19 protein-coding genes and 2 pseudogenes are annotated in these 23,520 nt (G+C 66.0%); 6 read left to right on the forward strand and 15 right to left on the reverse strand.

The window, feature by feature from the left end; genetic code table 11:
• Positions 1 to 44: 44 nt before the first annotated feature.
• Positions 45 to 1,163 (forward strand): AI-2E family transporter, encoded by a 1,119-nt coding sequence (locus ACYVD0_RS23455; protein ID WP_460429023.1) that lies wholly within the window; start codon positions 45 to 47, stop codon positions 1,161 to 1,163.
• Here the strand turns inward: ACYVD0_RS23455 and ACYVD0_RS23460 are convergent.
• The 10 genes from ACYVD0_RS23460 to ACYVD0_RS23505 are packed head-to-tail and all read right to left on the reverse strand — an operon-like array spanning position 1,155 to position 14,430.
• Positions 1,155 to 1,739: a PqiC family protein gene (locus tag ACYVD0_RS23460; RefSeq protein ID WP_460429024.1), complete on the reverse strand. Its 585-nt coding sequence runs from the start codon at positions 1,737 to 1,739 to the stop codon at positions 1,155 to 1,157. The genes ACYVD0_RS23455 and ACYVD0_RS23460 overlap by 9 nt on opposite strands.
• A complete protein-coding gene (locus ACYVD0_RS23465) occupies positions 1,736 to 3,355 on the reverse strand; it encodes a PqiB family protein (RefSeq protein ID WP_460429025.1) in 1,620 nt (539 codons plus the stop codon). The genes ACYVD0_RS23460 and ACYVD0_RS23465 overlap by 4 nt, the downstream gene beginning before the upstream one ends.
• Positions 3,348 to 3,974 carry a paraquat-inducible protein A gene (locus ACYVD0_RS23470; RefSeq protein ID WP_460429026.1) on the reverse strand — a complete coding sequence of 209 codons (627 nt, stop codon included), beginning with the start codon at positions 3,972 to 3,974 and terminating at the stop codon, positions 3,348 to 3,350. The genes ACYVD0_RS23465 and ACYVD0_RS23470 overlap by 8 nt, the downstream gene beginning before the upstream one ends.
• Positions 3,971 to 4,600 (reverse strand): paraquat-inducible protein A, encoded by a 630-nt coding sequence (locus tag ACYVD0_RS23475; protein WP_460429027.1) that lies wholly within the window; start codon positions 4,598 to 4,600, stop codon positions 3,971 to 3,973. The genes ACYVD0_RS23470 and ACYVD0_RS23475 overlap by 4 nt, the downstream gene beginning before the upstream one ends.
• Positions 4,587 to 7,796: an efflux RND transporter permease subunit gene (locus ACYVD0_RS23480; protein ID WP_460429028.1), complete on the reverse strand. Its 3,210-nt coding sequence runs from the start codon at positions 7,794 to 7,796 to the stop codon at positions 4,587 to 4,589. The genes ACYVD0_RS23475 and ACYVD0_RS23480 overlap by 14 nt, the downstream gene beginning before the upstream one ends.
• Positions 7,797 to 7,809: 13 nt before the next feature.
• Positions 7,810 to 9,087, reverse strand: coding sequence for an efflux RND transporter periplasmic adaptor subunit (locus tag ACYVD0_RS23485; protein ID WP_460429029.1), 1,278 nt, complete (start codon positions 9,085 to 9,087; stop codon positions 7,810 to 7,812).
• A 44-nt stretch (positions 9,088 to 9,131) separates the two neighbouring features.
• A complete protein-coding gene (fabI, locus tag ACYVD0_RS23490) occupies positions 9,132 to 9,914 on the reverse strand; it encodes an enoyl-ACP reductase (protein ID WP_460429030.1) in 783 nt (260 codons plus the stop codon).
• Between the two features lie 11 nt (positions 9,915 to 9,925).
• A complete protein-coding gene (locus ACYVD0_RS23495; protein WP_460429031.1) occupies positions 9,926 to 11,113 on the reverse strand; it encodes an acetate/propionate family kinase in 1,188 nt (395 codons plus the stop codon).
• Positions 11,114 to 11,117: 4 nt separating this feature from the next.
• Positions 11,118 to 12,080 carry a phosphate acetyltransferase gene (locus ACYVD0_RS23500; RefSeq protein ID WP_460429032.1) on the reverse strand — a complete coding sequence of 321 codons (963 nt, stop codon included), beginning with the start codon at positions 12,078 to 12,080 and terminating at the stop codon, positions 11,118 to 11,120.
• Positions 12,081 to 12,105: 25 nt separating this feature from the next.
• Positions 12,106 to 14,430, reverse strand: a complete 2,325-nt coding sequence (locus ACYVD0_RS23505) for a DUF3141 domain-containing protein (RefSeq protein WP_460429033.1) — start codon at positions 14,428 to 14,430, stop codon at positions 12,106 to 12,108.
• A gap of 233 nt (positions 14,431 to 14,663) precedes the next feature.
• On the opposite strand from ACYVD0_RS23505, the gene ACYVD0_RS23510 reads away from it, so the two are divergent.
• A complete protein-coding gene (locus ACYVD0_RS23510) occupies positions 14,664 to 15,023 on the forward strand; it encodes a DUF5064 family protein (protein WP_460429034.1) in 360 nt (119 codons plus the stop codon).
• 48 nt (positions 15,024 to 15,071) lie between these two features.
• On the opposite strand, the gene ACYVD0_RS23515 is transcribed toward ACYVD0_RS23510, so the two are convergent.
• Both ACYVD0_RS23515 and ACYVD0_RS23520 read right to left on the reverse strand, forming a co-directional pair.
• Entirely contained in the window at positions 15,072 to 15,764 is a 693-nt protein-coding gene (locus ACYVD0_RS23515; protein ID WP_460429035.1) for a DUF3313 domain-containing protein, read from the reverse strand.
• 390 nt (positions 15,765 to 16,154) lie between these two features.
• The gene (locus ACYVD0_RS23520) at positions 16,155 to 16,841 is read right to left on the reverse strand and encodes a polyamine aminopropyltransferase (protein ID WP_460429036.1); all 687 of its coding nucleotides are present in this window, start codon (positions 16,839 to 16,841) and stop codon (positions 16,155 to 16,157) included.
• 465 nt (positions 16,842 to 17,306) lie between these two features.
• Between ACYVD0_RS23520 and ACYVD0_RS23525 the strand changes: the two genes are divergently transcribed.
• Together ACYVD0_RS23525 and ACYVD0_RS23530 are read left to right on the forward strand one after the other, a co-directional pair.
• The gene (locus tag ACYVD0_RS23525) at positions 17,307 to 18,092 is read left to right on the forward strand and encodes a PhzF family phenazine biosynthesis protein (RefSeq protein ID WP_460429037.1); all 786 of its coding nucleotides are present in this window, start codon (positions 17,307 to 17,309) and stop codon (positions 18,090 to 18,092) included.
• Positions 18,093 to 18,309: 217 nt separating this feature from the next.
• A complete protein-coding gene (locus tag ACYVD0_RS23530) occupies positions 18,310 to 18,549 on the forward strand; it encodes a type II toxin-antitoxin system RelB/DinJ family antitoxin (protein ID WP_460429038.1) in 240 nt (79 codons plus the stop codon).
• 137 nt (positions 18,550 to 18,686) lie between these two features.
• Here ACYVD0_RS23530 and ACYVD0_RS23535 read toward each other — a convergent pair whose 3' ends face one another.
• The 3 genes and pseudogenes from ACYVD0_RS23535 to chrA all read right to left on the reverse strand — a co-directional run bounded on the left by ACYVD0_RS23535 (position 18,687) and on the right by chrA (position 20,871).
• Positions 18,687 to 19,046: a helix-turn-helix domain-containing protein gene (locus tag ACYVD0_RS23535; RefSeq protein WP_460429039.1), complete on the reverse strand. Its 360-nt coding sequence runs from the start codon at positions 19,044 to 19,046 to the stop codon at positions 18,687 to 18,689.
• Positions 19,046 to 19,346 (reverse strand): annotated as a pseudogene (locus ACYVD0_RS23540) (type II toxin-antitoxin system HigB family toxin). Before ACYVD0_RS23540 ends, ACYVD0_RS23535 begins: the two are co-directional and overlap by 1 nt.
• A gap of 172 nt (positions 19,347 to 19,518) precedes the next feature.
• The gene (gene chrA, locus ACYVD0_RS23545) at positions 19,519 to 20,871 is read right to left on the reverse strand and encodes a chromate transporter (protein WP_460429040.1); all 1,353 of its coding nucleotides are present in this window, start codon (positions 20,869 to 20,871) and stop codon (positions 19,519 to 19,521) included.
• Positions 20,872 to 21,308: 437 nt separating this feature from the next.
• Here chrA and ACYVD0_RS23550 point away from each other — a divergent pair, with 437 nt between their 5' ends.
• Positions 21,309 to 22,499: a trans-sulfuration enzyme family protein gene (locus tag ACYVD0_RS23550; RefSeq protein WP_460429041.1), complete on the forward strand. Its 1,191-nt coding sequence runs from the start codon at positions 21,309 to 21,311 to the stop codon at positions 22,497 to 22,499.
• A gap of 288 nt (positions 22,500 to 22,787) precedes the next feature.
• Positions 22,788 to 23,412, forward strand: a pseudogene (locus ACYVD0_RS23555) (transposase); the annotation flags it as partial.
• Positions 23,413 to 23,520: the final 108 nt, after the last annotated feature.

Consider the following 23,520-nt stretch of genomic DNA (forward strand, 5'->3'; position numbering starts at 1 on the left):
CCGCCCGGACAGGACGCCCCGTGCAGCCACGAAAGGGACTTTTCATGTCGCTAAAATCTTTTTCCGACCAGCAACTCTCCAGAAACCTGCTCGATGTGCTGATCCGCGCCGGCCTGGTCGCCGTGCTGACGATCTACTGTTACATGGTCTTCCGGCCCTTTCTCGAGCTGATGCTCTGGTCGATGATCCTCGCCGTCATGCTCTATCCGCTGCAGCGCCGGCTCGGTGCCCGCCTGGGCCACCACGAGGGCCGGACGGCCAGCCTCATCGTGGTGGTCGGCCTGCTGATCCTGATGGTGCCGACCTACCTGCTCGGTATCTCGCTCGTCGACTCGGCGCAGCAGGTCATGGAAACCGTCAGGAGCGACTCCCTACGCATTCCGCCGCCGTCCGAGTCCGTGGCCGACTGGCCGCTGATCGGCGAGCCGCTGTACACCGCCTGGCAACAGATAGCCTCCGACCTGTCGGGCACGATCCAGAAGTTCAGGCCGCAGATCCGGGAACTCCTGCTCGGCCTGCTGGGCAGGATCGCCGGCATCGGCGCCGGCTTTCTGCTCTTCATCGCTGCCCTGATCATTGCCGGCATCATCATGGCCTTCGGCGAACTCGGCCATCGCAGCGCCCATCGCATCGCCGCACGGATCGTCGGCCCGGAAAGGAGCGAGCCGTTCGTCGAGCTGTGCACCGCCACCATCCGCACCGTGGCCCAGGGGGTGCTCGGCATCGCCTTCATCCAGATGCTGCTGGTCGGTGTCGGCTTCGTGTTCATGGAGGTACCGGGCGCCGGTCTGCTGGCGCTGGCGGTCCTGGTGCTCGGCATCATCCAGGTGCCGGCGAGCCTGATCACCGTGCCGGTGATCATCTACGTCTTCTCCAGCGAAGGCGCCAGCCTGGCCACCATCGTCTTCGCCGTCTACAGCGTCCTCGCCGGCCTGGTGGACAATGTGCTCAAGCCGCTGCTGCTCGGCCGCGGCGTGGATGTGCCCATGCCGGTGGTGCTGATCGGCGCGCTCGGCGGCATGGTGGCCAGCGGCATTCTCGGCCTGTTCATCGGACCGATCATCCTGGCCGTGGGCTACCGCCTGTTCTGGCAGTGGGTGGACAACCAGCCTGCCGAGGTCGAAGTCGACAAGCCAGATGGCGGTCAATCCCGCTCAGGGTGAGGCCATCGCCGGCAGGGCGCGGGCGATGTCCCGGCTCAGCGCCGCCAGGGCGCGGTCATGGGCTGCCACCAGGGCTTCGGTGTCGCCGCCCCTGGCCGGCTCGTCGATCGTCGAGCGGCCGGCCTTGACCAGCGCGCCCTTGGCACTGCGGATCGTCCACAGGGCGTCGAGGCTGGCCGCGGTGCCGGGTGCCGACTCGAAGCGCTGCACGTCCACTGCCACCCGGTAGTCGGGATCGGACACGGCGCTCTGCGGATAGGCGGCCACCCGGGTACCACCCAGCAGCCGGGCCAGATTGGCGGCGACGACCTGGCCGATGCCGCTCGGCAACGGGGTCGCCCAGCGCGCTTGCTCGAGGATCTCCACCCGGTTGGCGGCGAGCCGCAGCACCAGCTGCGGCCGGTCCACCATCTCGGGCACGCTGACCGGTCCCACGCTCACGGTATAGGCCCGCGTGGCCGTCGCCGGTTCGGCCACGGCGCTGAGGGTGTAGAAACGCTCCTCGAGAGCGCTGGCGCAGCCGCCGAGGGCCGCCAGGGCCAGGCTGGCAACAAGGACCAGGGCATGGCGCTTCATTGCTCATCCCCCTTCTTGCCCCAGAGCAGCGCTTCGGGATGACGTTCGAGATAGTCGGCCAGGGCACGCAAGGACTTGGCGGTGCGCCCCAGCTCGCGAATGGCCTCGCGGGTGTCCTGCTGCAGGGGCTCGTCGGCGGCCATCATGCCCTGGGCGGTGTCCACGGCCTTGCGCGCCTCGCTCAGGGTGGCCACGACCTCGGGGGTCACCTGGGTGTCCAGGCGGTGCAGCAGGCGACTGGTGGTCTGCAGGGTCTGGCGCAGGTCGGCGCCGATCTGTTCCAGCGGCAGCTTTTCCAGCTTGCTGGCGACTCTCTGGAGGGACGCCTGAAGTTCTCCCAGGCTGCCTACAGTGGTGGGCAGTTCGGGGGGATCGCTGTCCCAGTCGATCCTGGCCGTGGCCGCCTGGGGGAAGAAGTCGAGGGCGATGTAAAGTTGGCCGGTGAGCAGGTTGCCTGTGCGCATCTGGGCGCGCAGGCCTTTGGCGACCAGCTCTTCCAGGAAACGCTTGCGCGCCTCGCCCTCGAACCTGGGCCGCTGGCTTTCCCGGGAGCGCAGCCGCAGCCGCTCCGGATAAAGGCTCACCTCGACCGGCATGACGATGCTGTGGCTGACCGGGTCCAGTTCCACGCGGATGGCGGACACCTCGCCGAGGGCGATGCCGCGAAAGTCCACCGGGGCGCCAGGCTCCAGGCCGCGCAGGGATTCGTCGAAGAGCAGGACCATTTCCAGCACGTCGCGCTCGGGATTGCGCATGGCCTGGGTCCGGTCGCTAAACAGCTCGAAGGCGGTGTCGGGCGCGGCGGCCGGCAAGGCGGTGGATTCCTCCGGCGTCTCGAAGGCCACGCCGCCCAGCAGGAGCGAGGCCAGGGACTGGGTATCCACCTCGATGCCGCCGGCGCCGAGCTTGATGTCCACCCCGCTGGCGTTCCAGAAGCGGGTATTGTCGGTGACGAACCGGTCGTAGGGTGCATTGACGAAAATCCGCAGGCTCACCCCTCGGCCGTTCTCGTCGAGCCGATAAGCCACCACCTGACCGACCTGCAGGCGCCGGAAGAAGATCGGCGAGCCCATCGCCAGGGAACCCAGGTCGGCACTGCGCAGGGCGAATTCCCGGCCCGGCGTGTCGACCTGGATGACCGGTGGCATCTCCAGGGCGGTGAAGGCCTTCCGCGCGCGGGTGGATTTGCCCACGCCCACCCCGATGAAGGAGCCGGACAGCACCGTGCCGAGTCCCGACACGCTGCCCCCGGAAATGCGCGGCTTCACCAGCCAGAAGCTGGTGTCCTCCACCAGATGGGGCTGGAAGTCCTTGACCAGCTCCGCGGTGGCGACCACCTGTCCGAGGTCCTCGGACAGGGTCACGGCGGTGACCAGGCCGATCTCCACGTCCTTGTACTTGAGCTTGGTCTTGCCCGCCTCCAGGCCTTCGGCATTCTTGAACACTAGGGTGATGACGGGACCCTGCTCGAGGATGGACTGTACCGCCAGCCAGCCGCCGATGAGGGCGGCCACCAGAGGCACCAGCCAGACCAGCTGCGGCTTCCAGCGCGACCGGGGCGCCGCCTCGGCCTCTGGAAGCGTGGACAGATCGGGGGTAGGGGGGGCGTCAGGCATCGTCTTTCTCCATGGAATCCCAGATCAGGCGGGGATCGAAGCTCATCGCCGCGAACATGGTCAGCACCACCACGGCGCCGAAGGCCAGGGCTCCGGCGCCGGGGCGGATGGTCGCCAGGGCATCGAGCTGCACCAGGGCGACGAGCAGGGTCACCACATACACGTCGAGCATCGACCAGCGCCCCACCAGTTCCACCAGGCGGTAGAGCCGGGTGCGCTGCACCGGTTGCCAGCGGGAGCGCAGTTGCACCGACAGCACGAGGACGATCAGGGCGAAGAGCTTGGCCATCGGCACCAGGATGCTGGCGATGAACACCACCAGGGCCAGGTGCCAGGAGCCGGAGACCCACAGGTACACCACACCGCTCATGATGGTGTCGTCCTGGGCGCCGAACAGGGAGCTGGTCTCCATGATCGGCAGCAGGTTGGCGGGGATGTAGAGGATCGCCGCGGCGACGATGAAGGCCCAGGTGCGGGCGATGCTGTCCGGCTTGCGCGTGTGCAGGGGCGTGCCGCAGCGCGGGCAGCGGGCGGCGTGGTCATGGCCTGCGCGGCTCAGCAGGCCGCAGCCGTGGCAGGTCGCCAGGTGCCAGCGGGCGGCGCTCGCCGGGCCCCTCACCGCGCCGCCTCCAGTCGTGCCCACAGGTCGCGGGCGTCGAAGGAGGACGTGGCCGCCGCCATCAGCAGCATCACCCCGCCAAAGGACCACAGGGCGACCCCCGGCACCACGGTGGCGAGGTGGGCGAGTTTGACCAGGGCGACCAGGATGCCGAGCACGAATACCTCCAGCATGCCCCAGGGCTGGACCAGCGTCATGCCGCGGAAGACCAGCCGGGCATGGGGCGGCTGGCGCTTGAGGCGTGCCGGCAGCAGCAGGTAGATCATGGCCAGCATCTGTGCCAGGGGCGCGGCGAAGGTGGTCGTCAGCACGAGCCCGGCGACCAGGCGCATGTCGTGGCGATACATGACCTGTGCCGCGCCCAGCAGGGTGGTCTGGACAAAATCGCCACTGAGCTTGAGGCCGACGATGGGGAAGACATTGGCGATGAGGAAGAGGAGGAGGGCGCCGAGGGTGAAGGCCAGGGCGCGCTCGGTGCTCTGCGGACGACTGCGGAACAGGGTGGCACCACAGCGCTGGCAACGGGCCACGCCGCCCTCGGGCAGGCGTGGCTCCCGCTGCAGGAGGTCGCATTCGTGGCAGGCGATCAGGGCCCCCTCCGTCATGGTCATTTCAGTCGCCCTCATGCCGGTTCTGCGGCGCGCTGCCCAGCGCCCCGCCCGGTGCCGCCGGCTCGGCAGGCTGCGCCGCCTTCCCGGCGCCCTCGGCTTTCTCGGAAATCCGCTCCACCAGGTAGTAGAACAGCGGGATGAAGAAGACCGCGATCACCGTCGCTGCCAGCATGCCGCCGATGACCCCGGTGCCGATCGAGTGGCGGCTGTTCTCGGAGGCGCCGACGGCGATGGCCAGGGGCACGCAGCCCAGGATGAAGGCCAGGGAGGTCATCACGATGGGCCGCAGGCGTTCCCGCGCCGCGGTCATCGCGGCATCGAAGACCGACATGCCTTTTTCCCGGTTCAGCACGGCGAACTCGAAGATCAGGATGGCGTTCTTGGCCGCCAGGGCCACCAGCATGGTCAGGCCGATCTGGAAGTACACGTCGTTGACCAGGCCCCGCAGCAGGATCGCCAGCAGGGCCCCGAACAGCGCGAAGGGCACCGCCAGCAGCACGCCGACCGGCAGCGACCACTTCTCGTACTGGGCAGCGAGGATCAGAAACACCATGACCAGGCCGAAGACGAACACCTGGGCGCTGGTGCCGCCGGCCTTCTTCTCCTCGAAGGCCTCGCCGCTCAGGGCCAGGGCATAGTCGCTGGACATGCTCTCTGCGGCCACCGCCTCGAGGGCCGCGAGCGCCTGCCCGGAGCTGAAGCCCGGCGCCGCGCTGGCGGTGATCTTGACCGCCGGGAAGTTGTTGAAGCGGGTCAGCAGATCGGGGCCGGTGACGTAGCGGGTGGTCAGCAGGGCCTTGAGCGGGACCATCTCGCCGCTGCGGTTGCGCACATAGATCTGCTGCAGGTCCTCGACCCTGAGGCGATAGGCGGGCTCGGCTTGCAGGATCACCTGCCACAGACGGCTGAACTTGTTGAACTGCGAAACGTACAGCGAGCCGAACATGGTCTGCATGGTGCTGTACACGTCCTCCACCGGCACGCCCAGGGTTTCCGCCTTTTCCCGGTCCACGTCGGCCAGCAACTGCTGGGAGAAGGCGTTGAAGGTAGAGGTGATCGCGCCGAGCGCCGGACGCTGCCTGGCCTTGGCCACGAAGTCGTTCACCAGCTCGGCCAGCTGGCGGACGGTGCCGTCGCCCTTGCTCTGAATCCACACCTCCATGCCGCCCGTGGTGCCCAGGCCGGGAATGGAGGGTGGATTGACCGGCACGATGATCCCCTCGCGCACCCGGGAGAACGCCTGGCCGGCCGCCTTGATGACGGCAGAGGCACTCTGGGCCTGGGTGGTTTCCGCATCCTGGTAGCGCTCCTCGAAATCCTTGAGGCCGACGAAGAAGGCGCCGGCATTGTTCTTGTTCTGGCTATCCAGCAGGCTGTAGCCGTTGACGATGGCCACCCCCTCGACGGCCTCGTTGCTCATGAAGTAGTCGCTGGCCACCTTGCCCACCTCGCTGGTGCGATCCAGGCTGGCGGCATCGGGCATGATCACTGCGCCGAGCAGGTAGCCCTGGTCCTCCGGCGGCAGGAAGGCGCCGGGAATCCGCTGCGCCATCAGCACCGTCAGGACGATCATGCCGGCGAACAGCAGCAGCGCCAGCAAAAAGCGCTTGATCATGAAGGCCACCGCGCGGGAGTAGCCCTGGGTCATGCGCTCGAAGCTGCGTTCGAACCAGCGGAAGAAGCCGCGCTTCTCCCCATGCCCGGGCTTGAGCAGGAGGGCGGCCAGGGCTGGCGACAGGGTCAGGGCCACCAGGCCGGAGATCACCACGGAAATGGCAATGGTGATAGCGAACTGCTTGTAGAGCTGGCCGGTGATGCCGCCCATGAAGGCCACGGGGACGAACACCGCGCACAGCACCAGCACGATGGCCACCACCGGCCCCGCCACCTCGTCCATGGCCCGCTTGGCGGCGTCCTTGGGGTGCATCCGGTGGACCTGCATGTTGCGCTCGACGTTCTCGATCACCACGATGGCGTCGTCCACCACGATGCCGATCGCCAGCACCATGCCGAACAGGGTCAGCATGTTGATCGAGAAGCCCAGGGCGGTCATGCCGATGAAGGTGCCGACGATGGACACCGGCACCGCCAGCACCGGGATCAGGGTGGCGCGCAGGCTCTGCAGGAACACGTAGACCACCACCACCACCAGCACCAGGGCCTCGAAGAAGGTGTGCACCACCTCCGTGATGGAGGCGCGGGTGAACGCCGTGGTGTCCATCACGATCTTGTGCTCGATGCCCGCTGGAAAGGTCTTCTGCATCTCCGCCAGGGTCGCGGTGACGGCCGCGGACACATCCAGGGCGTTGGCGCCGGGCTGTTGGTACACCGCCATCAGGGTTGCCGGTCTGCCCTGGTAGGTGCTGCGCAGGGAGTAGTCCTTCTGGCCGAGTTCTGCTCGGCCCACGTCCCGCAGGCGGACGATGGCGGCCCCGCCGCTGGCGGCGCGGATGATGATGTTCTCGAACTCCGAGGGTTCGGTCAGCCGGCCCCTGGTGGTGACGGCGAAGGACTGCTCCACCGCCTGGCCGGTGGGGGACTGGCCGATGCGGCCCACCGCGAACTGCTGGTTCTGGTTGGCCACCGCCTGCTGCACGTCGGCGGCGGTGATCTTCAGCTGGGCCATGCGGTCGGGCTTGAGCCAGATGCGCATGGCGTAGTCCGGGGTGCCGAAGATGCTCGCCTGGTTGGCGCCCGGGATGCGCTTGATCGCATCGAGCAGGTACAGGTTGGCGTAGTTGGCGATGTAGGTGCTGTCATAGCGGTTGTCGGGCGAGTACACCGCGATGACCATCATGAAGGCCGATGACTTCTTCTGCACCTGGATGCCCTGGCTCTGCACCGCAGACGGCAGCTGCGGCAGAGCCAGGTTCACCCGGTTCTGCACGTCCACCTGGGCCAGCGAGGGATCGGTGCCGATCTCGAAGAAGACGTTGAGGGTCATGTTGCCCGTCGCCGAACTCGACGAGTTCATGTAGATCATGTTGTCGGCGCCGTTGACCTGCTGTTCGATGGGCGCCGCCACATTGTTGGCCACCACTTCGGCGTCGGCGCCGGGATAGGTGGCCGATACCGTGATCTGCGGCGGGGTGATGTCCGGATACTGGGCCACGGGCAGATTGAGCATCGCCACCGCCCCGGCCAGGGTGATGACGATGGAAATCACCGAGGCGAAGATCGGCCGGTCGATGCAGTAGTGGGAGATGCTCATTGGGGCGGCCCGCTCATGGCGCCGACCTTTCGCCGGATGGGCTGGCCTTCAGCCGCTCCTGCTGGCCGGGCCAGGCCTCGGCCGCCTCCGGGCGCTGCTTCCTACCCGCTTCTTCTGCCGCGGGGCGAGCATCGACGATCTGCAACGGGACTCCGGGTGCCACCCGGATCGCGCCATCGACCACGATGCGCTCGCCGACGCGCAGGCCCTGGCTGACGAACCAGTCGTCGCCGTGCCAGTCGCCCATCTCCACAACGCGCTGCTCGGGATTGCCGTCACTGCCGATCACCCACAGGTAATGGCTCCTGGGACCCTGCAGGACCGCTCGCTGAGGCACCAGCACGGCGTTGGGCCGGGTCGCGCCCTTGACATGGGCGCGCACGAACTGGCCAGGACGCAGCAGGCCCTTCGGGTTGGCCACCACCGCCCGGATCAGGAAGGTGCCGGTTTCCTCGCTGAAGGAAAAATCGGCAAAGTTGAGGCGGCCGCGATCGGGCACCACCGAGCCGTCCGCCAGTACCACTTCGACTTCGAAGTCGCTGTGCGGCGGGAACCTGAGCTGGCCGGCGGCAATCTCGCTGCGGAACTTCAGCATCTCGTTTTCCGAGAGGCTGAAGTTGATGTAGATGGGGTCCACCTGCGACACGTAGGTCAGCAGGCCGGCCTCGCCCGGCGTCACGTAGCTGCCTTCCTGCAGTTTGGCGAAGCTCGACACCCCGGTGAGGGGCGAGGCGATAGTGGTGTAGCCGAGATTGATCTGCGCCGTGCGCACTTCGCCCTCGGCGGAGAGCACGGCGGCCTGGACCTGCCGCTCGTTGCCGATGGCGTCGTCGAGGTTTTTCTTGCTCAGTGCGCCCAGCTTCACCAGGGGGCGGATGCGGACCAGGTCAGCCCTGGCCATCTCCAGGCGTGCCTGTTGCTGGGCGAGTTGTCCCTGGGCCGACTGCAGCGCCGCCTCGAAGGGCTTTCGGTCCATCTGGAACAGGGTCTGTCCGGCCTGCACCAGGTCGCCTTCGTTGTACAGCCGCTGTTCCAGGAAGCCCTCGACGCGGGCGCGGATTTCCACCTCCCGGGAACTCTGGGTCTGGGCGACGAATTCGAAGATCACCGGGGTGTCTCGCGCGGCCACCGTCATGACGGTCACTTCCGTGGGCGGACGCGCCAGAGGGGCGGGCGTTTCGCCGCAGCCGGCCAGCAGAGTGAGGGTCCCGGCCAGGCAGGCGATCCGCCAGCCGAATCCTCGACGCGCCGCTTCGCCTGTTTGAAGACCAGCGACCGCAGGGTCACGCAACGGGCATGGCCATCCTTTCAGGATATCCATGGTTTGCCCAGTGCTCAGGCCATGATGTTCACACCGCCGTCCACATACAGCGTCTCGCCGGACAAACGACGGGCATAGGGGCTGGCCAGGTAGGCACAAGTGAAGCCCACGTCCATGATGTCCACCAGTTCCCCCAGGGGCGCGCGCTGCGCGGCCTCGTTGAGCATCAGGTCGAAATCCTTGAGACCGGAAGCGGCCCGGGTCTTGAGGGGGCCGGGGGAAATGGCATGCACGCGGATGCCCCGAGGGCCGAGTTCGTAGGCGAGATAGCGGCAGGACGCCTCCAGCGCGGCCTTCACTGGTCCCATCAGATTGTAGTTGGGCACCACCTTGTTGGCCCCGTAGTAGCTCATGGCGAACAGTGTCCCGCCGTTGCTCATGAGGGGCGCCGCCAGGCGGGCCATGCGCACGAAGGAGTGGCAGGAGATGTCCATGGCCAGGCCGAAGCCTTCCGCCGTGGACTCGAGCAGCCCGCCCTGCAGGTCTTCCTTGGGCGCCCAGGCAATGGAGTGCACCAGGATGTCCAGTTGCCCCCATTGCCGGGCGATCGCCGCGAACACCGCTTCGAGTTCGTCGGCTCTGGTGACATCCAGCGGCATGAAAATCGGCGCATTGAGTTCCCGGGCCAGGGGTTCGACATAGCTGCGGGTCTTGTCGTTGGCGTAGGTGATAGCCACCTCGGCACCGAGTTCGGCGAAGGCCTTGGCGCAGCCGTAGGCGATGGAGTGTTCGTTGGCCATGCCGGCCACCAGTGCCTTGGCGCCCTGCAATATCGGACGGGGAGTTTCCAGAGTCATTTCCGTTTCCCTCAGTTGGCCAACATCGTCTGCCGGGTATGGCGGGCGATCATCAATTCTTCGTTGGTGGGAATCACCCAGGCCGAAACCGGGCTGGACGCCGTGCTGATCCGTGGTCTGCCGACCGTATTATTGGCGACCGCGTCGAACTCCAGCCCCAGCCATGCGGCATCGCTGCAGACACGCTCGCGGATCGCCGCGGCGTGCTCGCCGATGCCCCCGGTGAACACCAGGGCGTCGAGTCCGCCCAAGGCCGCGGCGAGGGAGCCGAGCTCGCGGCCGATGCGGTAGACGAAGAGGTCCACCGCCAGGGCGGCGCGCGGTGCGTCGCTGGCCAGGAGCTCGCGCATGTCGCTGGAAATCCCCGACACGCCGAGCAGTCCGGATTCCTTGTAGATCAGTCGCTCGATGGCGCGGGCGTCCATCTTCAGTTCGTCCATGAGATAGAGGATCACTCCCGGATCGATGTTGCCGCAGCGGGTGCCCATCGGCAGGCCGTCCACGGCAGTGAAGCCCATGGTGCTGGCCACGCTTCTGCCGGCGCTCATGGCGCACAGGCTGGCGCCGTTGCCCAGGTGGGCGACCACGACCCGGCCGGCGGCGGCCTCGGGGGCCAGTTGCGGCAGCACGCTGGCGATATATTCGTAGGATAGACCGTGGAAGCCATAACGCTGCACGCCGCGCTCGGTGATGGCCGACGGCAGGGCGAACAGCTGGGCGAGCTCGGGCTGCCGGCGGTGGAAGGCGGTGTCGAAGCAGGCCACCTGGGGCAGCTGCGGCATCCGTTCGGCCAGCGCGCGGATCGGGGCCAGGTTGTGGGGTTGGTGCAGAGGCGCCAGGGGGATGAACTTCTCGAGCTTCGCCAGTACATCGGCATCCACCCGTGTCGGCTGGGAGAACTCCAGACCACCGTGGACTACCCGGTGACCCACGGCCATCAACTGGTAGCGGTTCCGGTAGTTCTGCAGGAACTCGACCAGATGGTGAACCGCGCCGTCATGGCCTAGGCGGGTGCCGTTGGCCCAGCGCCGCTCGTCGAGGCTCGCTCCCGCCGCGTCCGTAACGATAAAGTGAGGCGCGCCGTAGAGCCCCTCGATCTGCCCCCGCAGCCTGAGTTCCGGTTCCCCGGGATGGTCGGTGAAGAGGGAGAACTTGAGGCTGGACGAGCCCGCGTTGAGTACCAGGATCACCTTCTGCATGGGCTCATCCGATCACCTTCCCGGTGCTCTCGCGCCGAGCCTTGGCCACCAGTGTCGCCACTGCGCAGGAGGCCAGGCGGGTGGTCAGCGAGTCGGCACGGCTGGTCAGGATGATGGGAACCCGCGCGCCCAGCACGATGCCGGCGGCATCCGCTCCGGCGAGAAAGGACAGGCTCTTGGCGAGCATGTTGCCCGCCTCCAGGTCGGGCACCACCAGCACGTTGGCGCGGCCCGCGACCGGCGAGTCGATCTTCTTGATCTGCGCCGCCTCCAGGTTGATGGCGTTGTCCAGGGCCAGGGGGCCGTCGAGGATGGCGCCGGTGATCTGGTGGCGATCGGCCATTTTGCACAGGGCGGCCGCCTCGACGGTGGAGGGAATGCCGGGATTGACGGTTTCCATTGCCGAGAGGATCGCCACTCGCACCTCCCTGTTCTTCCCGCCGACCTGCAGCAGGGCATGGGCCAGGTCGATGGCGTTCTGAGTGATGTCCATCTTCTCGGCCAGGGTCGGCGCGATGTTCACCGCGGCGTCGGTGATGATCAGGGTTTCCTCGTGTCCCGGCACGTCCATCACGAAACAGTGGCTGACCCGGCGCGCGGTACGCAACCCGGTGTCCCGCTTGACCACCGCGCCCATCAACTCGTCGGTGTGCAGGCTGCCCTTCATCAGGGCTTCCACCTTGCCCTCCCGCACCAGTTCCACCGCCCGGCTGGCGGCGGCCTGGCTGTAGGGGGCGTCCTCGATGGGCAGCCCGGCGATGTCGATGCCGTACTGCCCGGCCAGCGCCTCGATCCGCTCCCGGGGGCCGACGAGGATCGGCGCGATGAGGCCGCTCTTCGCCGCATCCACCACCCCCTGCAGGGAACTCTGGTCGCAGGGATAGGCCACCGCCGTGGGGGTGGGCGGCAGGGCGTTGCAGTTGCAGTAGTCGATCAGGCGTCGATATTTTTCGTGCTTGCCGGTCATCGGGATACCTCCGTCCTCGGGGAGCTCAGGCGCTTCTCGCGGCAGCGATGTGCTGCCGGGCGGCGGGCTCGCGGCCCAGCACGCTGCGGATGCGCTCGAGCATGGCGTACTGCTCGGCGGTCGGCCCGGCCCGCTGCACGCGTTCGTCCACCACCAGGCGCTCCAGCAGGGTCAGCAACCGATCGCGGTCTGACTCCTCGGCCAGCAGGTCCGGCAAGGTGGCGATGGCCCGTTCGGGCTCATAGTTCACGATGATTTCCTGCTCGCCGCGAATGCGCCGCCAGGCCTCGGGCGGTAGCTGGGGCAGCAGGTCGGCATAGTCCCGGGCGATTTCCTGCTTTGCCGCCAGCCGCGACAAGGGTACGTCGCCCTTGCGCGCGAGCAGGGCCGCCACCCGGGCGAAGGCTTCGCTGTAGCCGCCTTCGCCGATGGCGGCCAGGACCTCCTGGACGAAGGGCAGCTCCCGCGGCTCGGCCACGCCGGCCGCGACCGGCTGCTCCGCCCCGGGCCGGTCGGCCAGGTACAGGCAGAACAGGCTGCCGTAGGTCTGGAAGAACAGCGCCTCTCTGAGGGCATCGCGCATCGCCCGGTAATAGTCCAGGGAGGCGCTGATCAGTTCGGAAGCCAGCCTCTCGCTGTGGTGCGGCAGGTCGTTTGCATCCGCCGCCTGGCGCTGCGCCTTGACCGCCGCGGCGGCGGGACCCAGCCACCAGAGCCAGGGATTGCGGTTGGAAACGCCCCAGTGCTGCACCCGCAGGGGGTGAAACTGCCGCAACAGCTTGGCGGAGCGCTCGCTGGACAGGGCTTGCACCAGGGGCTGGGCGAAGATCTGGTAGGCACGCTGGTTGAACTCGGACAGCGCGGCCACCGCCTCGAAGGGCTTCTCGTCGACCCGCTGCAGGCGATTGAGGCGGGCGCTGACCTCCTCCAGGCGGTGCTCGTGGAACTCCACCTCATACTCCACCCGGCCGCCGCTGCCCCGGCGCTCGTCGATGGACATGCCGTACAGGCCGGGCGGCAGCATCTCGATGGATTTCAGCACCTCGACGATCTGCGCGTGTTCCTTGCGGGCCACCTTGCCGGACACGAAGATCCCTAGGTGGCCGACATCCTGGTGCAGCAGGCCGACGATGACCTGGCCGCGCGCCTTGATCTCTTCGGTGCTGCCATAGACGTCCGCCACCCAGTTGAAGGCCTGCTGGGGCGGGGTGATGTTGTCGCCCAGGGAGGCGAACAGGATGATCGGCGACTTGATGTCCCGCAGGTCGAAGGCCTTGCCGCTGCCGCTGCGGGTCTCGCCGGACCAGAGCTTGTTGCCGACGAAGAGGTTGCGGGTGATCCACTCGATCTCCTCGCGGTTCATCAGGAAGTAGCCGCCCCACCAGCGCTCGAACTCCAGGAAGCGCGGCGGCTCGGTGTCGATGTTGGCGAACAGGTGGTAATACTTGTCCCAGTAGGTATTGGCGGGATTCAGACTCTCGAAGTTCTCCACCAGGTAGGCGCCGTCGAAGAGGCCGTTGCCCAGGTCGGAGGCAAAGGAGGACAGCCAGGTGCCGCCGAGCAGTCCGCCGGCGTAGCGCATGGGGTTGTCGCCTTCGCCCTCCTGCCAGGCGCCGCCCCAGTAGGACATCGGCGAGCCGTTGATCACCACCGGGCCGGTGGCGTCCGGGTCCGAGGTGGCCAGCATCATCGCCGCCCAGCCGCCCTGGCAGTTGCCCACCAGCACCGGCTTGGGACTGTCCGGGTGCAGCTCGCGCACCTTGCGCACGAAGCGCTGCTCGGCGGCGCACACGTCCAGCAGGGTCTGGCCCGGCTCCGGCTCGCGGAAGAAGATCACGAAATACACCGGATGCCCCTCGCGCAGGGCCACCCCCACCTGGGAGTCGTCCTTGAAGCCGCCGATCCCCGGGCCGTGCCCCGCCCGCGGGTCGAGGATCATGTAGGGCCGCAGTTTGGGGTCCACCTGCCCTCCTGGGAGCGGAAGGATGCGCAGCAGGGCGTAGTTGACCGGGCGCGCGAAGGTGCGCCCGTCCAGCACCGTCTCGTGGTCGAAATGCAGCAGGGGCGGCTGGCCCTGTTGGAGGTGTTCCAGGTAGTTGTCGCCGCGCTGGCGCAGCGTGTCCCAGAACAGTACCGAGCGCTGGGCGGCGTCCACGCCATAGCGGTACCAGTCGTTCCAGAGGCTCCAGGGCGTGAGGGGCCCGGCCGTCAGGCCGGCCATTTCCTTCTCCCAGGCCGTGCGCACCCGTTCCCGGAACTGCTCTCGGGCAATCTGGGTGCGTTTTTCAAAGAGCTTCCTGGTTTTGTTGGAAATGCCATGGCTGCGTGCCAGCCGGGCTGCGATGTCCATGCTCATGGTCCCTGCGGTCAGGTCATGTTTCGGGGCAGAGTCTAGGTTGAGCCAGCAACTTGACCATGTCAGTCGTCGCCTGCCGGGCAATATCCGGCCGGGTCATGACAGATCTCCGCCGGATGTCGCCTGCCGGCGCGGGCGGCGACGGAGTACCTACACTGAGGCCGGACGGAACTCATCGGCCGGCGGTGAGGCTCCAGAGTTGGGTTTTCACTTGCGAGGAGACTCCCATGTTCACACCCGGTTATGTGCATCGCGAGCAGAAGGTGGATAAGCTCAACCGCCAGGCGTTCACCTGCGACGTCTACTACGAGGTGCGCGAAGATCCCAAGGAAGGACAGATGCTGCACATGCGCATGGAGGGCGAGATCGACGGCAAGCCCTTTGCCGAGGAGTGCGATCTGCACCGCGACATGGCCTTCGACTTCATGAACGCGCTGACCCAGATCGCCGTGCGCAATGGCTTTCAGCCGCGCTTCGGGCCGGTCCTGCGCGAGCATGGCGAGTACGACGCCATGTTCCAGGACATCCGCGACAAGCTGGGGCTGCATCCGGGCGATCCGATCGACCTCGACCATCTGCCGCGATAGGTCAACAAAACGCCCCGCTGGCCGCCGTCAGGCAGCACGATTTTCCGCTCAGCGCGAGGCCCTGCCCTCGACCTCGCCATAGGCCCGGTCCAGGCGTTCGCGCACCTGTTTTGCCCAGTCGTCCAGGGCTTGGTAGGTGTCGCTGGCGCTGGCCTTGACTGAGGGCGAGACCTCGTTGCCGCTGGCGGCGCTGACCGACTGGGCGATGACTTCCCCGGTTTTGCCGTTGCTGATCTCGGTTTCGAAGAAGATCCGTACCTGCTGGTCACGCACGCCGGTGAGCTGCATGCCGGCGCCGATCAGGAAGCCGATCGGAATGTATTCGGTAGGCTTCATGTCGCGGGCGTTACGGATCAGGCCGGTGATGGCCGGGCGTAGGCGCAGGCTGCGCGCATCGCCGGACGTCACCAACTGGTAGCCGCCGGCCTGCAGTTCGCGGCGCAGGGCCAGATTGAGATGGGACAGGACCTTGGCGGTTTCCTCGCCGCGCTCGGCGATCAGCTTCTGGGTGTCGGGGTCCACGTAATAGCGGGCCGGTTCGAGAACGATCCGCTTGTCGTAGCTCTGGCGCAGGTTCAGGCCCGGCTTGACCCAGTACTCACTGTTGTCCCAGTACGGGTCTTTGACCAGCTTGCTGTAGTCGCCGAGAAAACCCGAATGGCGGGTTTCGGCGGAGGGGATGTTGCTGCAGGCGGCGACGGCGAGCACCAGGGCGACAGCCATGAGTCTCCAGGAGCGCATGCTCGATCTCCTTTCAGGTTTCCTTGGGAAGACGAGTCTAGATCGTCCTTGGTCGGGGCCCGGCGATTCCGACGGGCAGTACTTTCTCTTCGGGCTGGCCCGGCGCGGACATGGCGATCCGCCCGTTCTCCAGCCTGGAGCCGCGGTCGACGCCCTGGGGCCAATCAGTCTCCCTGTCACTCGCGTTGCCGGCGTTTCCTGCCTTTCAGCGAAGTGCCAGATGAGTCAGCAAACCAGGATCACCCCCACCACGGCGGCGGTGACGCCGGTCAGTGGGGCGGTGAGTTTGGATCGTGCCTGGAGATGCTTTTCCACCGACACGGGGGCGGGCTGCTAAGGGAGATGAACGGTCACTATAGGTTTCTTTCGGTCTCGGTCCGCAGCACAACCTCAAGAGCGAAACTTTTCCGCAATCCAGATGGTGTGCCGGGTGCCCTTGTTGCCGTGTGCGAAGACCTGAACCTCTTCCGCCCGGAAGCCGGCCTTGGCAAGCCGTCCGGAAAAAGCTTGATCGGCGCTGGCTGACCAAACGGCAAGAACGCCCTTTGGCCGCAGGGCCTGTGCGCATGCGTTCAGGCCGTCCAGAGAGTAAAGCCAGCCGTTCACTTTCTGAGTCAGCCCCTCGGGCCCGTTATCGACGTCCAGCATGATCGCGTCATAACCCCTGGGCTCACGCTTGAGGACTGCCGCGACGTCTTCGTTGAGCAGGGTGGTGCGTGGGTCACTCAGCGGGTGGCCGGCCTTCTCACCCAGAGGGCCGCGGTTCCACTCGATCACGCCGGGCACCAGCTCCGCCACCTGCACTTCGGCATCGGCACCCAGCGCCTCGAGCGCCGCGGCAAGGGTGAAGCCCATACCCAGCCCCCCTACCAGCACACGAGCCTGCGGACGTGACGCGATTCTGCGGCAGGGGATCTGGCCAAGGGCGTCCTCTGATCCGTGCATACGGGTATTCATCAACTGATTGCCGCTGCCGCCCTGGATCTTGATGACAAAATCCTCGCCATATTCGTATAGGCACAGCGCACCATCATTTTTCGGGATGAGGGCCGTGTCGATCAGGACGAAACGTTTCATGGGTATCTCTACAAAGAGGACGGCAGTGAGCCGGGGAGCGGGGCAGTCAACGCCGACGCGAAGAACGTCGCCAGAATGCAAGAGGCGACCGGTGCGGCAGCTTGTCATGGACGGCTGGCGGCCTCAAGGAGAAACCGGCCCGTCCCGGCCCGGAGCCGGCCTTGTGGGTTCAGGCATTGCGCGTATGCCTGCGGTGGGCGATGAGTCCGATCATTCGGTGATTGAATGGATGGACTGCGTGGGCTTTTGCCGGGCCATCTGAAAACCTGCAGAGATTTGTCCTTTTATGGGGCGTGCCTGCTTTCGACCCAATGCGGAAGCCGAGCACAGGTAAGCTCGATGTCTGTAAACAACTCAGTAGCCGACTGATGACTGATATATCTCTGGTCAGGTAGCTTGTCGATGCAGAATGCCCTGAAGCGTTCATAATCTGGCGCTCAGGCCAATCGCATCAGGAACAGGACTATGAGACTTAAGCAATATCAGGTCGATGCATTCGCGACACGTGTTTTTGAGGGTAACCCGGCAGCCGTGTGCCCCTTGGACAACTGGTTGGACGATAGCTTGCTCCAGGCGATAGCTAACGAAAACAACCTCTCCGAAACCGCTTTTTTCGTTCCCACCGAACGGGGTTTTTACCTTCGCTGGTTTACACCGATAGCTGAAGTTGACCTCTGCGGGCATGCAACGCTGGCCGCAGCCCATGTCCTTTTTGAAATCCTTGGCTTTCCCAAGAAGCAGATAACTTTTCAAACCAAAAGCGGGGAACTCGTCGTCGAGTCGAAAGAAGGACTACTGACGATGAACTTTCCTGCGCGGCCGCCCATCTTGCGGCCAATTTTCGATGCCCTGGTTGACGCACTCGGACGCACTCCTCAAGAAGTCTGGACTGCGAATGACTACATAGCAGTTTTCGAGAGTGAAGAAATTGTGCGCTCCATAGCGCCAGATTTTGCAAAACTTCAGGAATTGGACCTGCGTGGTGTAATCGTCACCGCACCTGGGAAGGACGTTGATTTCGTCAGCCGCTTTTTTGCGCCGAAAATCGGGGTGCCAGAGGACCCGGTAACTGGCGCTGCCCACTGCGAATTAACGCCCTACTGGGCACAGCGGCTCGGTAAAAACACCTTCGAGGCAAGACAGGTTTCGGCCAGAGGGGGACGTCTTTCCTGCCAACTAGAGGAAAACCGCGTGATTCTCGCTGGAAAGGCCGTCACGTTCATGGTCGGTGAAATCGACTTGGGCACCTAAGAAACGAGATTTTTGAGGCCGCTGCACGACAATAGCAGACACCTGTCCGAACGAAGGCAAGCGGCGGCTCCTGGCCGGAATCCTGCCCGCCAACGCAATTGCCCAACCCTCCGGCGATTCGCCTGATCGGCATGATGCGAGATGCCTCGTTGCTTTCTTGCAGAAGGGCTTCCAGAGCGCCAATGTAATGACAAATGTTTTTACATGGAGCTTCATCATGGCCTCGATCAATATCCGCGTGGACGATGACCTGAAGGCGCGGGCCTATCGCGAGCTGGAGCGCTTGGGCGTGACGCCCTCCGAGCTGATGCGCCAGACCCTGCAGTATGTGGCCGAACGGGGGCAACTGCCCTTTCGTCCCGTATTGCTGACCGAGGAGGACGAAGCCTTGATCGCCACCGTGCGCGAGCGACTGGCCGCATCGCAGCGCGTCAAGGTTTCGCTGGATGACCTATAGCCTCGAGTTCGATCAGGTCCTCGATCATGAGGTGGTGGTCTTCGTGGTGGCCGTCGACCAACGGGGAGGCTCGGCGGCCTGTCGGAAGGTCGCCGAACTGTTCCCGTCAGATGTTTCCGGGATTCGGGAAAGTGTTGTCAGACAGCACCAGCCAGCAGGCTTTCATAGGGAATGCGCAGCCCCTCATGAAGATGCTTGATCATCGCCAGACTCAATTTGCGCTTTCGGTTCAATACTTCGGAAACCCGACCGCTGGAACCGATGTACGGCTCCAGGTCGCGCGGAGTCAGCCCTTGCTGATCCATACGGAACTTGATGGCCTCGATGGGATCGGAAGGCGGGATCGGATAGTGCTCGTCTTCGTATTTCTCGATCAGTACCGCCAGCACTTCCAGCTCATCGCCCTCCGGCGTGCCGATTTCGGCACCCCATAGTTTCTCCATGCGCGCAAAGGCCGCTGCCAAGTCTTCCTCGGAGCGAATCGGCTTGATGTTCATCACACTGTCTCCGCGTTGATCTGGTTGTACTGGACGTGAGTGCCTACGAATCTCACGAACCCAAGCTGTCGTTCGTAGTCGATTGCCAGGATTAACCGATACTTGATCCGCGATGTTAAAAACCACACGGCCGCCTTTCAGGATGCTTGCTGTACGCAGCTCTGCCTTGACCTCCTGCGGTGTGCGGTAAGTGGCTTTCTCCATGTGCCGATACCACTCCACCAGAGGTGTCATGGCGTCTGCGTAGGCCGGGCTGCTTTCCCAGAAAGCGCGCAACGTACCTCGCGCAATAATTCTCATCGCCACGTATCTCCCGGTTTGGGAGGAAGTCTAGCCAGCCTACTTGGCCGTGGCAACCAACGGGATTACCCGAATACCCGATGTTTCCACGGCCTACCTGCGCGCACGGGTACAGGCAGGCCACATCTTGCGCATCGGTGGCGTCCGGTTTCCGCCGACGCTCTCCAGCCCCTCAGCGCAGCCCCAGATGCACCAGCAATCCCACCCCCGCACAGCCCATCAGCACCTCGATCACCCCGCGCTTGAAGCGCAGCAGCGCGACGGCGGCGGCCAGGGCGATCAGCGCCGAGGGCCAGTCGAAGCGGCCGGCGAAGCCCTCGGGCCAGAGCACGTGGTAGCCGAAGAACAGCGCCAGGTTGAGGATCACCCCCACCACGGCGGCGGTGACGCCGGTCAGCGGGGCGGTGAATTTCAGTTCGCCGTGGGTGGACTCCACCAGCGGGCCACCGGCGAGGACGAAGAGGAATGATGGCAGGAAGGTGAACCAGGTGACCAGGCAGGCGGCCACCGCGCCGGCCAGGAAGGCCTGCTCGGCGCCGAACAGCTGGTGGACGTAGCCGCCGACGAAGCCGACGAAGACCACCACCATGATCAGCGGCCCTGGCGTGGTCTCGCCGAGGGCCAGGCCGTCGATCATCTGCGTCGGGGTCAGCCAGCCGTAGTGGCCGACCGCGCCCTGAAAGACATAGGGCAGCACCGCGTAGGCGCCGCCGAAGGTGAGCAGCGCGGCCTTGGTGAAGAACCAGCCCATCTGCGTCAGGGTGTCCTGCCAGCCGAACAGCGCGCTCAAGAGGCCCATCGGCAGCAGCCAGAGGAGGGCGCCGGCCAGCAGTAGCCGCACCAGATGCGACCGGCGAAAGCGCGCATGCTCGGGCGGCGGGGTGTGGTCGTCGATCAGCGCCGGGCCGAAGCTGCGCCCGGCCGCCGCATGGCCGCCGGCGCTGAATCCATCCGGCGCCAGGCGCCCGCCCAGGTAGCCGAGCAGTGCCGCGCCCAGCACGATCAGCGGGAAGGGCACGCCGAGGGCGAAGATCGCCACGAAGGCGGCCGCGGCGATCGCCCACAGCCAGGCGTTGCGCAGGGTGCGCGAGCCGATACGGTGGGCAGCATGGACGACGATGGCAGTCACCGCCGGCTTGATGCCGTAGAACAGCCCGGCCACCGCCGGCACGTCGCCGAAGGCGAGATAGACCCAGGACAGGGCGATCAGTATGAACAGCGAGGGCAGCACGAACAGCGCCCCGGCGATCACCCCACCACGGGTGCCGTGCAGCAGCCAGCCGAGGTAGGTGGCGAGTTGCTGCGCCTCGGGGCCGGGCAGCAGCATGCAGAAGTTCAGGGCATGCAGGAATCGGCGTTCCGAGATCCAGCGCCGCCGCTCGACCAGCTCCTGGTGCAGGATCGCGATCTGTCCGGCCGGACCGCCGAAGCTGATGAAACCGAGCTTCAGCCAGAACCGCAGGGCCTGGCGCAGGCTGGCGGACGCGCGGTCCGGGTGGGGCTGTTGCTGGGGCGTTTCAGGCATGGGGGGACTCTTTGCCGAGGTGTTTGCGCTCGGAAGACTGCCGCGGAGGGCGAGTCACAGATTTCCGGCGATGACTGCGCAATGAGGCGTTCGGCGCAGCATAGTCGGCGCCGATTGCGCAGGTCTGACAGCCGCTCTGCCGGGCGGCGCTCAAATGTGCCGGCGTTGGTGGCCTTTTTCTACTGCACGTTGGTCGCCGCACTGCTGTTCGATCTGTAACCGGCAGTTGAAAAATGCCCCACCCCGTCAGGTTCGATGTTTTTCTCCTTGCTCGAGCCTGATCTATCCTTCATCAGGCCCGCTTGCAAGCCTTGTCGACTGCTGACAGCGCAGTTTCGCACCTTTCGGCGTTTTCGGGCGCGGCCGATCCCGCTCCGCTTGGCGGGTCGCCTCGGTGCAGCGTCCGTGCGTCGGTACTCCTGTCCAAGGATTTCGCCATGTCCGAACGCTTTCCCGGTTTTTCCACCCGCGCCGTGCATGCGGGCAACGATGTCGACCGGCAGATGGTCACCCACCCCAAGACGCAGCCGATCTACCAGACTTCGGTGTTCGTTTACGACTCGCTGGCGCAGGTCGACGATTTCCTCGCCGGCAATCCCGATAACTATATGTACACGCGCATCGGCAATCCCAACTCGGCGGCGCTGGAGACGCTGATCCGCGAACTGGAGGGTGGTGAGGCGGCGCTGTTTTCCGCCTCCGGCATGGCGGCGATCAGCGCGGCGCTGCTGGGAAGCCTGGGCGCCGGCGACCACCTGATCGCCAGCCGCGAGCTCTACGGCACCACCCAGAGCCTGATCGAGAAGGAGCTGGACCGCTTCGGCATTGCCGCCACGCTGGTGGATATCGGCGACCTGGCCGCGGTGGAGGCGGCGATCACCCCGCAGACCCGGCTGATCTACACGGAAAGCGCATCCAACCCGCTGGTGCGGGTCAGCGACATTCCGGCGCTGAGCCGGCTGGCCAAGGCCAATGGCCTCAAGCTGGTGGTGGACAACACCTTCCTCTCGCCGGCGCTGTACCGGCCGCTGGCCGACGGCGCGGACCTGGTGCTGCACAGCACCACCAAGTACCTCAACGGCCACAGCGACGCCACCGGCGGCATCCTGGTCGGCGACGCCGAGTGGGTGGCCCGGGCGCGGCGCTTCCAGATCAACGCCGGCGGCAGCGCCAGCCCGTTCGAGGCCTGGTTGACCTTTCGCGGCGCCAAGACCCTGGCCCTGCGCATGCAGGCCCACTCGCGCAACGCCCTGGCGCTGGCCAAGGCGCTGCAGGCCCATCCGCGGGTGGCCAAGGTGCATTATCCGGGGCTGCCGTCACACCCGGATCATGCGTTAGCGCAGCGGCTGTTCCCCAGGGGTTGCTCGGGCATGCTGAGCTTCACCCTTAAAGGCGGGCTGGCCGAGGTCGACCGGCTGATCCATAACCTGCAGATCGCAGTGTTCGCTCCCTCGCTGGCTGGGGTGGCGACCAGCATCAGTCATCCGGGCAAGACCTCGCACCGCGCCCTGGCACCGGAAATCCTCGCCAGCCTGGATATCCATGACGGCACCGTGCGCATCTCGACGGGCATCGAGGAGACCGAGGACATCGTCCGCGACTTCGTCCAGGCGCTGGATCGGCTCTGAGCGACCGTAAGGCGCCAGCGCCGCTGATAGAGCCGGGCGATCTGCAGGGCATCGACCTCCTCGGGCCGCTTGCTCCACAGCCAGAGCCAGACTCGGTCGGCTGGTCCAGGCGCGGCTCGATCCGCCGCCAGGGCGCCTGTTGCCCGTCGATCCGAATCGTCTGTTCGAGGACCGTCCTTGAGTGATTCCAAGAAATTTTCTCGAAAAATCAATTAGGTAGGGCTTGAAGAGGCCTGCATGGGCGGGCGACGTTGGTTGTCGCCAAACTGACCGATGTCCCCAGACCCCATGCAGACCGTCCAGTTCTTGCACGCCGCCTTCGCCAAGGCACTCTCCACGATCCATGCCCGCCGTCTCGAAGCCCTGATGGCGGCGGTGGCCGCCCTGCTGCAGGGCCGCCGCCTGACCCTGACCGCACTGGGGCGTTCCCTGCCCAGCTCCGCCTGGCCATCGAGCGGGTCGACCGCCTGCTCGGCAACCGCCAGCTGCAGGCCGAGCGGGGGTTGTTCTACCGGGTCATGCGCCGTGCCCTGCCGGGCTCGCTCCGGCATCCGTTGCTCCTGGTGGACGGGTCGCCGATCGATGCCGCCGGCAAGCGGTTCCTGCTGCGCGCCGCGATCCCGCTGGCCGGACGCTCGCTGCCGGTCTGCGAAGTCGTCCACCTGCGCGAGGGCTGCCCGCGTTGCCTGCGGCGCCTGCTCTGCCCGAGGCGCAGTGGAATGCCGCGCAGGTCGTGGCGATCTACCAGCGGCGCATGCAGGTCGAGGAGGGCTTCCGTGACCTGAAGAGCCATCGGCTGGGGATCGGCCTGGAGCTGCATCGCAGCCGCTGCCCGCGGCGCATCGAGATCCTGCTGCTGATTGCCGTGCTGGCCAACTACGCGCTGTGCCTGCTGGGTCTGCAGGCGCGGGACGAGCGTAAGTGATCCATGAACCCCGTCTGTTAACGGCCGAGCCGGTCTTTTACAGTGGCGCCGTCGGAGTGCAGTTCCACGGCAGCAGCGCCTCGTAGTCTTCGACGC

This window comes from Azotobacter armeniacus (assembly GCF_054779355.1).